This window comes from Mesorhizobium sp. CNPSo 4688 (assembly GCF_057784295.1).
In genome coordinates this window covers 98,725-113,487 of the sequence record NZ_JBWLUY010000004.1, presented here as the reverse complement: position 1 = coordinate 113,487, position 14,763 = coordinate 98,725, and the positions used below count along the sequence as shown (strand labels likewise).

At 62.6% G+C, this 14,763-nt stretch carries 12 protein-coding genes; 8 read left to right on the top strand and 4 right to left on the bottom strand.

Translation table 11 applies throughout. The features are described from left to right. The first annotated feature begins 25 nt into the window (after nucleotides 1–25). The 8 genes from AC04SH_RS08655 (at nucleotide 26) to AC04SH_RS08620 (ending at nucleotide 10,041) form a co-directional block, all read left to right on the top strand. Nucleotides 26–676, top strand: a complete 651-nt coding sequence (locus AC04SH_RS08655) for an RNA-binding protein (protein WP_112566403.1) — start codon at nucleotides 26–28, stop codon at nucleotides 674–676. Continuing rightward, nucleotides 673–3,237 (top strand): translation initiation factor IF-2, encoded by a 2,565-nt coding sequence (gene infB, locus AC04SH_RS08650; RefSeq protein WP_488574700.1) that lies wholly within the window; start codon nucleotides 673–675, stop codon nucleotides 3,235–3,237. Before AC04SH_RS08655 ends, infB begins: the two co-directional genes overlap by 4 nt. Nucleotides 3,238–3,408: 171 nt before the next feature. Further along, nucleotides 3,409–3,828 (top strand): 30S ribosome-binding factor RbfA, encoded by a 420-nt coding sequence (gene rbfA, locus AC04SH_RS08645; protein WP_488574699.1) that lies wholly within the window; start codon nucleotides 3,409–3,411, stop codon nucleotides 3,826–3,828. Beyond that, nucleotides 3,828–4,793 carry a tRNA pseudouridine(55) synthase TruB gene (gene truB / locus AC04SH_RS08640; protein ID WP_488574698.1) on the top strand — a complete coding sequence of 322 codons (966 nt, stop codon included), beginning with the start codon at nucleotides 3,828–3,830 and terminating at the stop codon, nucleotides 4,791–4,793. Before rbfA ends, truB begins: the two co-directional genes overlap by 1 nt. Before the next feature lie 44 nt (nucleotides 4,794–4,837). Then, nucleotides 4,838–5,932, top strand: a complete 1,095-nt coding sequence (corA, locus tag AC04SH_RS08635; RefSeq protein WP_488574697.1) for a magnesium/cobalt transporter CorA — start codon at nucleotides 4,838–4,840, stop codon at nucleotides 5,930–5,932. A gap of 96 nt (nucleotides 5,933–6,028) precedes the next feature. After that, nucleotides 6,029–6,403, top strand: coding sequence for a 30S ribosomal protein S15 (gene rpsO / locus AC04SH_RS08630; protein WP_281035917.1), 375 nt, complete (start codon nucleotides 6,029–6,031; stop codon nucleotides 6,401–6,403). Nucleotides 6,404–6,682: 279 nt separating this feature from the next. Next, the gene (gene pnp, locus AC04SH_RS08625; protein ID WP_477233662.1) at nucleotides 6,683–8,830 is read left to right on the top strand and encodes a polyribonucleotide nucleotidyltransferase; all 2,148 of its coding nucleotides are present in this window, start codon (nucleotides 6,683–6,685) and stop codon (nucleotides 8,828–8,830) included. Between the two features lie 74 nt (nucleotides 8,831–8,904). Then, on the top strand, nucleotides 8,905–10,041 hold the full coding sequence (locus AC04SH_RS08620; protein ID WP_488574696.1) for a class I SAM-dependent methyltransferase: 1,137 nt from the start codon (nucleotides 8,905–8,907) through the stop codon (nucleotides 10,039–10,041). 32 nt (nucleotides 10,042–10,073) lie between these two features. Here the strand turns inward: AC04SH_RS08620 and AC04SH_RS08615 are convergent, their stop codons facing one another. From AC04SH_RS08615 to fabA, 4 genes are all read right to left on the bottom strand, one after another. Further along, entirely contained in the window at nucleotides 10,074–11,627 is a 1,554-nt protein-coding gene (locus tag AC04SH_RS08615; protein WP_488574695.1) for a putative bifunctional diguanylate cyclase/phosphodiesterase, read from the bottom strand. Nucleotides 11,628–11,932: 305 nt separating this feature from the next. After that, nucleotides 11,933–12,745: an enoyl-ACP reductase FabI gene (gene fabI / locus AC04SH_RS08610; protein WP_488574694.1), complete on the bottom strand. Its 813-nt coding sequence runs from the start codon at nucleotides 12,743–12,745 to the stop codon at nucleotides 11,933–11,935. A 33-nt stretch (nucleotides 12,746–12,778) separates the two neighbouring features. Further along, entirely contained in the window at nucleotides 12,779–13,999 is a 1,221-nt protein-coding gene (gene fabB / locus AC04SH_RS08605; RefSeq protein WP_477233665.1) for a beta-ketoacyl-ACP synthase I, read from the bottom strand. Nucleotides 14,000–14,123: 124 nt separating this feature from the next. Next, entirely contained in the window at nucleotides 14,124–14,639 is a 516-nt protein-coding gene (gene fabA / locus AC04SH_RS08600; RefSeq protein WP_023669566.1) for a 3-hydroxyacyl-[acyl-carrier-protein] dehydratase FabA, read from the bottom strand. Between the last annotated feature and the right edge of the window lie 124 nt (nucleotides 14,640–14,763).

Below are 14,763 nucleotides of genomic sequence, written 5' to 3'. Positions count from 1 at the left end.
CGCACACAACCCGCCCCAGGACGAGATGAACGATCGCACCTGCATCGTTACCCGCAGGCAAGCCGAGCCGGATGAGCTGATCCGTTTCGTCGTCGGCCCGGATTCGGCCGTCGTTCCGGACATCAAGAGAAACCTGCCCGGCCGTGGTTGTTGGGTGAGCGCCGACCGCCTACATATCGACAAGGCGGCGGCGAAGAACTTGTTTGCCCGCGCCTTCAAGGCGCAAGTGACCGTGCCGCCCGATCTCGGTGGCATGGTCGACGGACTGCTTGCACGATCCGCTCTGGGCATGCTCGGCCTTGCTCGCAAGGCCGGCGCGATCGCTCTCGGCGCCACCAAGGTCGAGAGCGCGGTGCGCAGTGGACTGGCGCTTTTCGTGCTCCACGCGACCGAAGCATCCGACGACGGCGTGCGCAAGATCAGCCAGGCGCGGCGGGCAACTGTCCACCTCGGCGGGCCTGCAGTCCTTGCCTACAAACTTTTCTCCGAGGCCGAGTTGAGCTTGGCATTGGGGGGCACAAATGTGATACATGCTGCCGTTCTCGCGGGAGACGCGGGCAAGGCGGTTGAGAAGCGCATGGTTGCGCTCGACCGATATCGGGGCGGAACCCCCGACGATCTGGCAATGCTTGCGGCCGTTGCTGACGAAGATGATGCTGCAGAGGATATGGAATGAGCGATACGAAATCGGGCGACGACAAGACGTTGAGTGTTACACCGAAGAAGACCTTGACGCTGAAGCGCCCCGGTACCGAGCAGAGCGTCGTGCGCCAGAATTTCTCGCATGGCCGCACCAAGCAGGTCCAGGTCGAGATCAAGAAGCGCAAATTCTCCATGCCCGGCGACAAGCCGGAGCCGGTGGCTGCACCCGTTTTGACGCCCAAGCCCGCGGTTGTGGCAGCCCCCGTGGTGCAGGAAGCGCCCAAGGCGCCGCCCCCGCCGCCGCCGGTCGAACGCAGCGGCATGGTGCTGAACGAATTGTCGCGTGGCGAAATGGAAGCCCGGCGCAGGGCACTGGAAGGCTCCAAGGTTCGCGAAGTCGAGGATCGCCAGCGCGCCGCCGAAGACGCCAAGCGCCGTGCTGAGGACGAGGAACGCCGCAAGCGCGAGCGCGAGGAATCCGCGCGCCGTCAGGCCGAGGAAGAAGCTCGTCTGCAGACCGAGGCCGAGTCCCGCCGCCGTGCCGAGGAAGAGGCGCGCCGTCGCGCGCCGCTGGCCGCCGAAATGGCGACGGTCGATGACGAGGAAGAGGTCAAGCCGAAGCGCACCGGCGTCGGGGCACCGGTTCGCCGTCCGGTCACGCCCGAAGTGGCGCGTCCGGCAAAGCCGACCAAGGCTGAGGAAGACCGTCGTCGCGGCAAGCTGACCCTCAACACGGCGCTTTCCGACGAGGATGCGCGCGCCCGCTCGCTGTCGTCGATGCGTCGCCGCCAGGAAAAATTCAAGCGCGCGATGCACAATGAGCCGCGCGAGAAGGTTATGCGCGAAGTGATCCTGCCCGAAACCATTACCATCCAGGAACTTGCGCAGCGCATGTCCGAGCGCGCCGTCGATGTGGTCAAGTACTTCATGAAGCAGGGCCAGATCCTGAAGCCGGGTGACATCATCGACGCCGACACGGCCGAACTGGTCGCCACCGAATTCGGCCACACGGTCCGCCGCGTCGCTGAGTCCGACATCGAGGAAGGCCTGTTCAACATCGCCGACAATGCCGAGGACCTGGTATCACGGCCGCCGGTCGTGACCATCATGGGCCATGTCGACCACGGCAAGACCTCGCTGCTCGACGCCATCCGCAACGCCAATGTCGTCTCCGGCGAGGCCGGCGGCATCACCCAGCATATCGGCGCCTACCAGGTCGAGAAGAACGGTCAGAAGATCACCTTCATCGACACGCCCGGCCACGCCGCCTTCACGGCGATGCGCGCCCGCGGCGCCCAGGCCACGGACATCGCCATCCTGGTGGTGGCGGCCGACGACAGCGTCATGCCGCAGACGATCGAATCGATCAGCCATGCCAAGGCAGCCGGCGTTCCGATCATCGTGGCGATCAACAAGATCGACAAGCACGGCGCCGATCCGCAGAAGGTGCGTTCGGAATTGCTGCGCCATGAGGTGTTCGTAGAATCGATGGGCGGTGAAGTGCTGGACGTCGAAGTCTCGGCGACCAAGGGCACTAATCTCGACAAGCTGCTCGAGGCGATCCTGCTGCAGGCCGAAATTCTCGACCTCAAGGCCAATCCGGACCGCACCGCCGAGGGCGTCGTCATCGAAGCCCAGCTCGACAAGGGCCGCGGCCCCGTCGCCACCGTGCTGGTGCAGACCGGCACCTTGATGCCGGGCGACATTCTCGTCGCCGGCAACGAATGGGGCAGGGTGCGCGCGTTGGTCAACGACCGTGGCGAACAGGTCAAGGAAGCCCCGCCGGCTATGCCGGTCGAGGTGCTTGGCCTGCAAGGCACGCCGCAGGCCGGCGACCGCTTCGCTGTCGTCAACAACGAGGCCCGCGCCCGCGAGATCACCGAGTACCGTCAGCGTCTGGCGCGTGAGAAGGCGGTGGCCAAGCATGCCGGCCAGCGCGGCTCGCTCGAACAGATGATGTCGCAGTTGCAGACGAGCGGGTTGAAGGAATTCCCGCTAGTCATCAAGGGCGACGTGCAGGGTTCGATCGAGGCGATCAGCGCCGCGCTCGACAAGCTCGGCACCGACGAGGTGCGTGCACGGATCGTTCATGCCGGCGCCGGCGCCATCACCGAGAGCGACGTGTCGCTGGCGGAGACTTCGGGCGCCGCCATCATCGGCTTCAATGTCCGCGCCAATGCGCAGGCACGTGCTGCCGCTGTGGCTGCCGGTATCGAGATCCGCTACTACTCGATCATCTATAACCTCGTCGATGACGTGAAGGCGGCGCTTTCGGGCCTGCTTTCGCCGGAACGTCGCGAGACCTTCATCGGCAATGCCGAGATCCTCGAGATCTTCGACATCACCAAGGTCGGCAAGATCGCCGGCTGCCGTGTCACCGAAGGCAAGGTCGAGCGCGGTGCGGGCGTACGCCTGATCCGCGACAACGTCGTCATCCACGAAGGCACGCTGAAGACGCTCAAGCGCTTCAAGGACGAAGTTGCGGAAGTCCCGGGCGGCCAGGAGTGCGGCATGGCCTTCCAGAACTACGAGGACATGCGCGTCGGCGACATCATCGAGTGCTTCCGCGTCGAGATGGTGACCCGGACGCTCTGAGTTCGTATACTGTCGATACGACCGGGCGGTGGTCGAAAGACCGCCGCCCTAACTTTAATGCCTGTCGCCCAAAAGTGCGTAGCGGTTTTGGGATAAACGACATGCATAGAACAAGTATGAGACGTGCGGCACGGTCCTATCCCGCGCCTCACGCTTTCAGGATTGAGAAAAATGCCCCGTCCAACCGTCTCCAGCCCATCCCAGCGCATGTTGCGCGTCGCCGAACAGGTGCGCCATGCACTCTCCGAAACCTTGCAGCGCGGCGAGATCATCGATCCGCTGATCGAGAATACCGTGGTGTCGGTCTCGGAAGTGCGCATGTCGCCTGACTTGAGGGTTGCCACTGCTTTTGTCTCGCCACTCGGCGCCAAGGATACCGGTGCAGTGATCGACGCGCTCAACAAGCACGCGAAATTCGTCCGTGGCCGCGTCTCCGGCGCGCTGCGGCAGATGAAGTTCATGCCTGAGTTCCGCTTCAAGCTCGACACGTCCTTCGACAATTTTGCCAGAATCAACGATCTCTTGAAGTCGCCCGAAGTCGCGCGAGACTTGGGTGCCGATGGCGAAGACAAGAACAAGGACCAGAAATAGTGGGGCGCCGCGGCAAGAAGAAGGGCCGGCCGATCTCCGGCTGGGTGGTGCTGGACAAGCCGGTCGGCATGGGCTCGACCGAAGCCGTCTCCAAGATCAAATGGCTGTTCCAGGCCGAAAAGGCCGGCCATGCCGGCACGCTCGACCCGCTGGCCTCCGGCATGCTGCCGATCGCGCTCGGCGAGGCGACCAAGACCGTGCCTTACGTCCAGGACGGCGCCAAGATCTATCGTTTCACCGTCGCCTGGGGCGAGGAGCGCTCGACCGACGATCTTGAAGGTCCGGTGACGCAAAACTCCGACCGGCGTCCGACCGAGGCCGACGTCAGGGCGCTACTGCCGAAATACACCGGCGTCATCATGCAGACGCCGCCGCAATTCTCGGCCATCAAGATAGCAGGCGAGCGCGCCTACGACCTCGCCCGCGAGGGCGAGACGGTCGACATACCCGCGCGTGAGATCGAAATCGGACGCCTCGATATTGTGGAGCACGCTGCCGACCGCACCGTTTTCGAGGTCGAATGTGGCAAGGGCACCTATGTGCGCTCGCTGGCCCGCGACATGGGCCGCGACCTCGGCTGTTTCGGCCACATCGCCGAACTACGCCGGGTTGAGGTAGAGCCGTTCACCCAGGAAGATTTCGTCACCGTCGCTGAGTTGGAGGCCGCCCGTTTCGGCGAACAGCACGAAGCTGACGGCGACGCCGATGTTGTCGATGCGCCGATCGACTTCGACGCCATCGATGCGTTGCTTGTCGATACAGCGGCCGCGCTCGACTGCCTGCCGCAGATCGCCATCAGCGACGAAGCGGCGACCAAGATTCGTCTTGGCAATCCCGTCATCATCCGCGGCCGCGACGCACCCGTGGAAGCCGAGGAAGCCTGCGCCACCGCGCGCGGCAAGCTGGTCGCCATCGGCGCCATCGAGCAAGGCATGTTCAAGCCCAAGCGGGTCTTTGCCGGCTGACCACTCTCGTCTAGTTTCACTTCGAGGTTACATCCGAGGGGCAGATGGCAAAGGCTGAGGCTGTGAAGAAGCGGGCGCCGGTGAAAACGCGGCGACCGCCGGTCGGGGCGTCACCCGGCACGCTGATCGCCGATCCGGCGGCGCGCCGCTCCGAGCTCCGCCTGACGCTGATCTCACCGGACAAATTCAAGACCATCGACAAGGCCAGCATCGATGATCTCAACACCCATTGCGACAACTGGCCGGTCGTCTGGCTGGATTGCACCGGGCTGGCCAACATCCAGCTGATCGAGGAGATCGGCCGGATTTTCAACCTGCATCCACTGGCTCTGGAAGATGTCGTCAACACCGGCCAGCGGCCGAAGGTCGATTTCTTCGAGGATCACGCCTTCGTCGTCATGCGCATGATCGACGACGTCAGGGTGCATCGCTACGAGCAGATCGCGGTGTTCTTCGGCAGGAATTTCGTCGTCACCTTCCAGGAGCGCGAAGGCGATCCGTTCGACCCCGTACGCAAGCGCATTGCCGCCTCGCTGCCCAACCGCTTGCGGATGCGCGGAGCCGACTATCTGGCCTATGCGCTCATCGATGCCATCGTCGATAGCTATTTCCCACCGATTGAGGCCGCGAGCGAGGAGGTCGACGGCATCGAGGACGAGATGCTCAACACCCCGCACAAGCATCAGATGCGGCAGCTGCACGAGTTGCGGCGCGACGCCAATGTGCTCAAGGGCGTGCTGTGGCCGATGCGCGACGCGCTGGCGACCCTGATCCGCAACGACGTGCCCTATGTGAAGCCCGAGACAAAGATCTTCTTCAACGACACGCTCGACCACGCACTGCGGCTGATCGAGCTGGTCGAGAACCAGCGCGACATGCTGACCGGCCTCATTGAAATGCATCTGTCGCTGAGCCAGGCACGCACCAACGATGTCATCTCTTATCTGACCATCGTCTCGGTGATCTTCATGCCGCTAACCTTCCTGGTTGGTATCTGGGGGATGAATTTCGATCCCGAGACCTCGCCATGGAACATGCCGGAACTGAAGGCCTACTATGGCTACCCGGCCTCGCTGCTGTTCATGCTGGCCGTTGCTGTCGGCCTGATTGTGTTCTTCAAAAGCAAGAAGTGGCTATAGGCTTCCAGCATCAGGGAAATCTTGGATTCGCCAGCAAAAGGGTGCGACAAGCCGGCTTTATGAATTGGGCTGGTGTTTTCCGGGGAATTGCCCTATATGCGCCGCAGCTTCGCGCCGTGTCGCGTTGCTTGCACCGGCCCCTGCTGGACGACATCCCGGCTGAGGGCGACCCGTTTCCTCAAACAGATAAGGAAAAACACGATGTCGATTACTGCCGAGCGCAAAAAGGAATTGATGGGTGAATTCGCAACCGCCAAGGGCGATACCGGGTCTCCGGAAGTCCAGGTGGCCATCCTTTCCGAGCGCATCAAGAACCTGACCGACCACTTCAAGGACCACAAGAAGGATAACCATTCCCGCCGTGGTCTGCTCGCTCTCGTCTCCCAGCGCCGCAGCCTGCTTGATTATCTCAAGCGCAAGGATGACGCGCGCTATCAGACGCTGATCGAGAAGCTCGGTCTGCGCCGTTGACGAATTGACCGGCGGGCTTTCGAAGGAGAGCCCGCCGGTCGCGCATTCTGCCAGTCGCATCGATTGGCCAGACCTGGTTTCGAGCGTGCAGAGGGCCACTCGAAACCGCCCATGGACGGTCATGGGGCAGGATTGCAGGACGCTCGTGCGCTGACCAGCGCCGAAATTTACCCGAGCTTCCCGTTGTCTTGCCCGTGGCTGCCCGAGAAAGGAAGCCAGGGAAAGGGCATCCGCGCACCGTGAAACGGCGCGGCCCTTTCCGCTTATTAAGGACAAGACATGTTCAATCACCACAAAGTGGAAATCGAATGGGGCGGCCGTCCGCTCATCCTGGAAACCGGCAAGATCGCACGTCAGGCTGACGGCGCGGTGCTCGCGACCTACGGCGAAACCAAGGTTCTCGCCACCGTCGTTTCGATGAAAGAGCCGAAGCCCGGCCTGGATTTCTTCCCGCTGACCGTCAACTATCAGGAAAAGACCTATGCCGCCGGCAAGATCCCGGGCGGCTACTTCAAGCGCGAAGGCCGTCCGAGCGAAAAGGAAACGCTGGTTTCCCGTCTTATCGACCGCCCGATCCGCCCGCTCTTCGCCGACGGCTACAAGAACGACACCCAGATCGTCGTCACCGTCGTCCAGCATGACCTCGAAAACGATCCGGACATCCTGTCGATCGTTGCCACCTCGGCCGCTCTGACGCTCTCGGGCGTCCCCTTCATGGGCCCGGTCGGCGGCGCTCGCGTCGGTTACATCAACGGCGAATATGTGCTCAACCCGCATGTCGACGAGATGCAGGAATCCAAGCTCGACCTCGTTGTCGCCGGCACCGCCGACGCCGTTCTGATGGTCGAGTCCGAAGCCAAGGAACTTGGCGAAGAGCTGATGCTCGGCGCCGTCATGTTCGGCCACAAGGGCTTCCAGCCGGTGATCGACGCCATCATCAAGCTGGCCGAAGTTGCCGCCAAGGAGCCGCGCGATTTCACGGCGCCGGATTATTCCGCGCTCGAAGCCGAGATGTTGAAGATCGTCGGCGACGAGCTCAGCAATGCCTACAAGAACGTCGACAAGCAGAAGCGCTACGCCGCCGTCGACGCCGTCAAGGCCAAGGTCAAGGCAGCGTTTGCCCCGGCCGAAGGCGAAGACGCCAAGTACACGTCCGAGCAGATCGGCTCGGTGTTCAAGGAACTCCAGGCCAAGGTCGTGCGCTGGAACATCCTCGACACCGGCTCGCGCATCGACGGCCGTGACCTCAAGACGGTCCGCAAGATCGTCTCGGAAGTCGGCGTTTTGCCGCGCACCCACGGTTCGGCGCTGTTTACCCGCGGCGAGACCCAGGCGCTGGTCGTTGCCACGCTCGGCACCGGCGAAGACGAGCAGTATGTCGATTCGCTGACCGGCATGTACAAGGAGAAGTTCCTCCTTCACTACAACTTCCCTCCCTACTCCGTCGGTGAGACCGGCCGCATGGGTTCGCCGGGCCGCCGCGAAATCGGCCACGGCAAGCTCGCCTGGCGCGCCATCCGTCCGATGCTGCCCTCCGCTGACCAGTTCCCCTACACGCTGCGCGTCGTCTCGGAGATCACCGAGTCCAACGGCTCGTCGTCGATGGCCACCGTCTGCGGTACCTCGCTGGCGCTGATGGATGCCGGCGTTCCGCTGGCCAAGCCGGTCGCCGGTATCGCCATGGGCCTGATCAAGGAAGGCGAGCGCTTCGCGGTTCTGTCCGACATCCTGGGTGACGAAGATCACCTCGGCGACATGGACTTCAAGGTCGCCGGCACCGCCAACGGCATCACCTCGCTGCAGATGGATATCAAGATCGAGGGCATCACCGAGGAGATCATGAAGATCGCGCTGGACCAGGCCAAGGATGGCCGCCAGCATATCCTCGGCGAGATGGCGCATGCTCTGACCGGCGCCCGCCCCGAACTCGGTGAGTTCGCGCCGCGCATCGAAGTCATGCACATCCCGACCGACAAGATCCGCGACGTTATCGGCTCCGGCGGCAAGGTCATCCGCGAGATCGTCGAGAAGACCGGCGCCAAGATCAACATCGAGGATGACGGCACGGTCAAGATCGCTTCGTCGAACGCCAAGGAGATCGAGGCGGCCAAGAAGTGGATCCACACCATCGTCGCAGAGCCGGAAGTCGGCGAGATCTACGAAGGCACGGTCGTCAAGACCGCCGACTTCGGCGCTTTCGTCAACTTCTTCGGTCCGCGTGACGGCCTCGTCCACATCTCGCAGCTTGCCAACGACCGGGTCGCCAAGACCTCGGACGTCGTCAAGGAAGGCGACAAGGTCTGGGTCAAGCTGATGGGCTTCGACGAGCGCGGCAAGGTCCGCCTGTCGATGAAGGTCGTCGACCAGGCCACCGGCAAGGAAATCGCCCGCGACAAGAAGACCGAAGGCGAAGAAAACGCCGCCTGAGCGGTCTGATAGTGAAATTGAAACGGGCGCGGCATAGGTCGCGCCCGTTTTCGTTTAAGGCGTGAGATCGAAGAATGGCCGCTGAGCCGCTGAAGACACTGTTCCATCCCTTCGAGGCCGAGGCGCTGCCTCTGCCGCAAAAGGGCGAGCGTGTGCTGTTCCTGGGCGCCGAACCCGGTTTTCGTTTGCCTGAAGGTTTCGATGCAGAACTCCATCTCGTGCAGGGCTTCCGGCCGCATTTCCGCGCGCTGGAGCGTGCCGGCCACAAGGTGACGCCCCGGCTTGAAGGCGATGCATTCGATGCAGCCCTCGTCCTCGTCGGTCGCCATCGCGGGCAAAACGAAATGCGCATCGCCGAGGCGATAGAACGCGTTGCACCGGGCGGCCTGATCGTTGTCGCCGGCGGCAAGGAAGACGGCATCGACAGCCTGCGCAAGCGCATGGCCGACAACGAGGACAAGCTCGCAGCTGCTATCTCGCGCCGAGAATCGGGCCGTGTTGTCGTTGAACGGCAGGGCCAGGCTCCAGAGATAGTCAGCGAAAGGCGCTACCATCCTTCGAAGGCGAATGTGCCGCTGGGTGGACACCTGTCGAAGAACCATGGCGTTGCGTTTTGGCTGGCGCGCACGCCGCAGGCAGAGGCGTTTGCGAAGTCCATCAAGGATTGGCAAGGCGACTGGCCGTTGATCGAGGGCCGCTTCCGGACCGCGCCCGGCATGTTCTCCTTCGACCGCATCGACGCCGGTTCAAAACTTCTGGTCGACAACTTGCCCAAAGACCTGCGCGGCAACGTCGCCGATTTCTGCGCCGGCTGGGGCTATGTCGCGGCCGAGGTGGCGGCAAGTTCACCCGGCATAACCGGGCTCGACCTCTACGAGGCGGATTTCGACGCGCTTGAGGCGGCAAAGGGCAACATCGGCCTTACCGGCTTCGAGCCGGGCTTCTTCTGGATCGATCTGCTGAGCGAGCCAGTCGAACGGCGCTATGACGCCATTGTCATGAACCCGCCCTTTCATCGCAGCCGGGCGGCCGAGCCGGAAATCGGCGCCGGGATGATTCAGGCGGCGGGCAAGGCGCTGAAGCCGGGTGGGCGGCTGTTCATGGTGGCAAACCGCCAGCTGCCTTACGAACCGGTTCTGAAGGCTGTCTTCTCCAGCCATGCCGAGATCGCCCGTGACGGCATGTTCAAGGTTTTTGCCGCGCGTCGATAGGACAAGTGCCGGAGAGGCCGCTTAGCGCGGCCTCAATGCATGCTGACGATGCGCGCCGGCTCGTGGACGGGAATGGTCGCTCTGATCTCGCCGGGCTTGATCTTGAGCGGCGCCGGCCTGCCGAACAGATAGCCTTGCACCATTTCGCAGCCGGCCGCCCTCAAGAGCGTCGCCTGGTTCTCGGTCTCGACGCCCTCGGCGATAATGCCGACACCAAGCGCCCGTGACAGGCCGACGATGGTCGAGACGACGGCACCCGAATTGGAATCGGTGTCCATGCGGCTGATGAAGGAGCGGTCGATCTTCAGCTTGCCGAAAGCGAAGTCGATCAGATAGCTCAGATTGGAATAGCCGGTGCCGAAATCGTCGACGGCCACCGAAATGCCCATGTCGGCAAGCTGCTGCAGGATGATGGCGGCGCGGTCGCGGTCCTGCATCATCGCCGTCTCGGTCAGTTCGAGCTCCAGCCGTGACGGCTTGATGCCGGTGCTGGCCATAGTGTCGCGCACGATACCGACGAAATCCTTGGTCATGAACTGGACCGGCGAGATGTTGACGGCAACAAAGCAGTCCTCGGGCAAATGGCGGGCATCGCTGCAGGCCTTGTGCAGCACCCAATTGCCGATCGGGTGGATCATGCCGGTCTCTTCGGCGATCGGAATGAACTCCATCGGCGGGATCATGCCGCGTTCGGGATGCTTCCAGCGGATCAGCGCCTCGTAGCCGACAATGCGGCCGCTCGGCAGATCGAGCTGCGGCTGGTAATGGAGGTCGAAATCGCCGCGGTCGAAGGCAACGTGCAGCTCGGATTCGATCCAATGGCGGTAGTCGGCGACCTGGCCCATGTCGGAATGGAAGACCGCCCAGTTGCCCACCCCGCCGGCGCGCGCATTCTGCAGCGCCAGGTTGGAGCGGCGCAGGATGAGGACCGGATCGACGCCGTCCTTCGGCATCGCCACGATGCCCACCGACAGGCCGACCGATTGCAGGTGGGAATCGAGCTGGTAGGGCTTCAGCATCTCCTCGATCAGGGTTTCGACAGTGGCTTCCATCGATCCCTGCATCTCATGTTCCGAGACGAGGATGGCGAACTCGCCGGCGCCGATGCGCCCCATCACCGTCCCCTCGGGCATGCAGGCCCTCAGCCGCTTGGTGAAGGCGCGGATCAGTTCGTCGCCATGGCTGTAGCCGATGGCGTCGTTGATCTGTTTGAAGCGGTCGATGTCGATGTCGATGAGGAACACCGGCTCACCGGTCTTGATCGTCGCCGACGCAGCATCGGCAACCTTGCCGACCATGGCCGGCCGCGCCAAAAGCCCGGTCAGCTTGTCGAACTGGGTTTCGTTGAAGACGTAGTCCACCGATTCGTCAACGCCGGCGAAGAAGGACAGGGACGCACCGGCGGCGGCCAGCGCGCACAAAGCCGACGCGATGCCGACCATGGTTCCTGCCTGCATGCCGGCAAAGCCGTCACCGAAACCGAACTGGAGACCCCAGAGCCCGAGAACGAAACTGCCAAGGCCCGACGCGGCGACGGTGAGCAGCCGGAACACAGGCGTTCGCTTCGGATTGCTGACAGCAGGCATTACTCAGTCCCTGTCGCATGATCTCGAAAATCAACTCGAATTTCCGGAAAGATCACATGCAAATTCATAAATCCTAAAGCATCCCTTTGCGCTCAGAAAGAACGCGCAGTGCTCTAGCCATAGGACTTATAGCGGATATCTCCTTAAAATGAGTTTCCGCCAATGCATCTAATTTTACTGGAAGAACTGGAGCATGATCGCAAAAAGTGATCCCAGCTTTTCTCGGGCAAACGGGAACCGTTTGTCCAGAGACCATGCTTAACCAAAAGAGATAGAGCCCCGATTTCATCGGGATGGAACAGGCTCTAATCGCGTCCGCTGTCGGTCTGCTTCAATTCATCCAGTGTTGGCATGGACACGATGTGATAGCCGGAATCGACATAATGAATCTCGCCGGTGACGCCTGACGAGAGGTCGGACAAAAGATAGAGCGCCGAGCCGCCGACCTCATCGATCGTCACAGTGCGGCGCAGCGGCGAGTTGCGCTGCTGGTAGGAATACATGTGCCGCGCGTCCGAAATCCCGGCACCTGCCAGCGTACGCACCGGCCCCGCCGATATGCCGTTCACCCTGATGCCGCGCGGGCCGTAATCATTGGCGAGATAGCGCACACTGGCTTCCAGTCCGGCCTTGGCGACGCCCATGACGTTGTAGTTCGGCATCACGCGGACGGAGCCGGCATAGGTCAGCGTGATCATCGCGCCGCCATCGCTCATCAGCGGGGCGGCATGGCGGGCAATCTCGGTGAACGAATAGCAGGAGATGACCATGGTGCGGACGAAATTGTTGCGGCTGGTATCGGCGTAGAGCCCCTTGAGCTCGTTCTTGTCGGAAAAGCCGATGGCGTGGACGACGAAGTCGAGCCCGCCCCATTCTTTGCCGAGCGTCTCGAAGGTGGCCGCAACCGAGGCGCTATCCTCGACGTCACAGGGCACGACCAGCGACGCCCCGAGCTTTTCGGCGAGCGGCTTGACGCGGCGTCCGAAGGCATCGCCCTGATAGGTAAAGGCGAGCTCCGCCCCATGCTCGGACAATTTCTTGGCGATGCCCCAGGCGATCGAATGATCGTTGGCGACGCCCATGACAAGCCCGCGCTTGCCCTTCATCAGTCCGTCCATGGCCGGCAATCCTTATATATGAAAGCGCTGGCCTTATGCGGAATAGCGCTGGAAAACGAGCGTTGCGTTGGTTCCGCCGAAACCGAACGAATTGGACAAAACCGTGTCGATCCTGGCGTCGTCGATACGCTTGCGCACGATCGGCATGCCCTCGAATTCCGGATCGAGGTTTTCGATGTGGGCGCTTTCGCCGATGAAGCCGCCCTGCATCATCAGGATCGAATAGATCGATTCCTGCACGCCGGCCGCACCCAGCGAATGGCCGGTCAGCGACTTGGTCGAGGTGATGAAGGGCATCTTGTCGCCGAACACCTCGCGGATGGCGCCCATCTCCTTGGAATCGCCGACCGGCGTCGAGGTGCCGTGAGTATTGATATAGTCGACCGGCGTCGACACCGTCGCCAGCGCCTGGCGCATGCAGCGCACCGCGCCTTCGCCGGACGGCGCCACCATGTCGTAGCCATCCGACGTCGCGCCGTAGCCGACGATCTCGGCATAGATCTTGGCGCCGCGCGCCTTGGCGTGTTCGAGTTCCTCCAGGATGAGGACGCCCGCGCCGCCGGCGATGACGAAACCGTCGCGATTGGCGTCGTACGCGCGGGACGCCGTTGACGCCTTGTCGTTATACTTCGACGACATCGCGCCCATGGCGTCGAACAGGTCCGACATCGTCCAGTCGAGGTCTTCATGGCCGCCGGCAAACATCACATCCTGCTTGCCCCACTGGATCAACTCGTAGGCATTGCCGATGCAATGCGCCGAGGTCGAGCACGCCGACGAGATCGAATAGTTGACGCCGTGGATCTTGAACCAGGTGGCGAGCGTCGCCGAAGCGGTCGACGACATCGCCTTCGGCACCGCGAAGGGACCGATGCGCTTGGGGCTGTTGTTCTTGAGCGTGATCTCGGCTGCCTCGACGATGGTGCGGGTGGACGGACCGCCCGATCCCATGACGATGCCGGTGCGCTCATTGGTGATGTCGCTTTCGCCAAGGCCGGCGTCGGCGATGGCCTGGTCCATGGCGACATGGTTCCAGGCTGCACCCTGGCTCAGAAAGCGCATGGCGCGACGGTCGATCATGGCCGACGGGTCGAGCGTCGGTGCGCCCCAGACCTGGCAGCGGAAGCCGTGTTCGGCGAAGGAATCGGAGAAGCTGATGCCGGATTTGGCATCGTAGAGCGAGGATTGCACCTCGTTGGCATTGTTGCCGATCGACGATACGATGCCGAGGCCAGTGACGACGACCCTTCTCATTCGCAACTCCTTCCAGCGGATGATCCCGAAACCGTAGCCGGTTTTGGCCAGCGATCATACGCAAAATCAAAATGCTGCAGCGTCATTGCGCGTCCCGGGAAACGCCCTGCTGCAGTGGCGCCGGTCAGGCGGCCGATTGCTTGGACAGCCCCACCTTGAGGTCTGTCGCCGCGTATATGGGTTCGCCGTCGGCCTTAAGCCAGCCATCGGCGATGCCGAGCACTAGGCGCCCGCGCATGACGCGCTTGAAATCAATGCCGTATTCGACCTTCTTGACCGATGGCGTCACCATGCCCTTGAACTTCACTTCGCCGGTCGACAGCGCCATGCCCTTGCCCGGTTCGCCGAGCCAGCCGAGGTAGAACCCCGTCAATTGCCACATGGCGTCGAGGCCGAGGCACCCCGGCATGATCGGATTGCCGATGAAATGGCAGGCGAAGAACCACAGGTCCGGCTTGATGTCGAATTCGGCGCGGATGAAGCCCTTGTCGTGGGCGCCGCCGGTCTCGCTGATCTCGGTGATGCGGTCGAACATCAGCATTGGCGGGTAGGGCAACTGGGCGTTGCCGGGCCCGAACAGCTCGCCGCGGGCACAGGCCAGCAATTCCTCATAACCGTAGCTGGATTTCGAACCCGCCATCAATCTCGTCCCCATAATAGTCCCGGGCGGTGGGCGCCCTTGTCGTTGGTTTCCTAACACAATCCATTTGGAGCCGGAAACCGGCGTTTGCGCTTAACCCGCCCGTCTGCCCGGGTCAATGCGC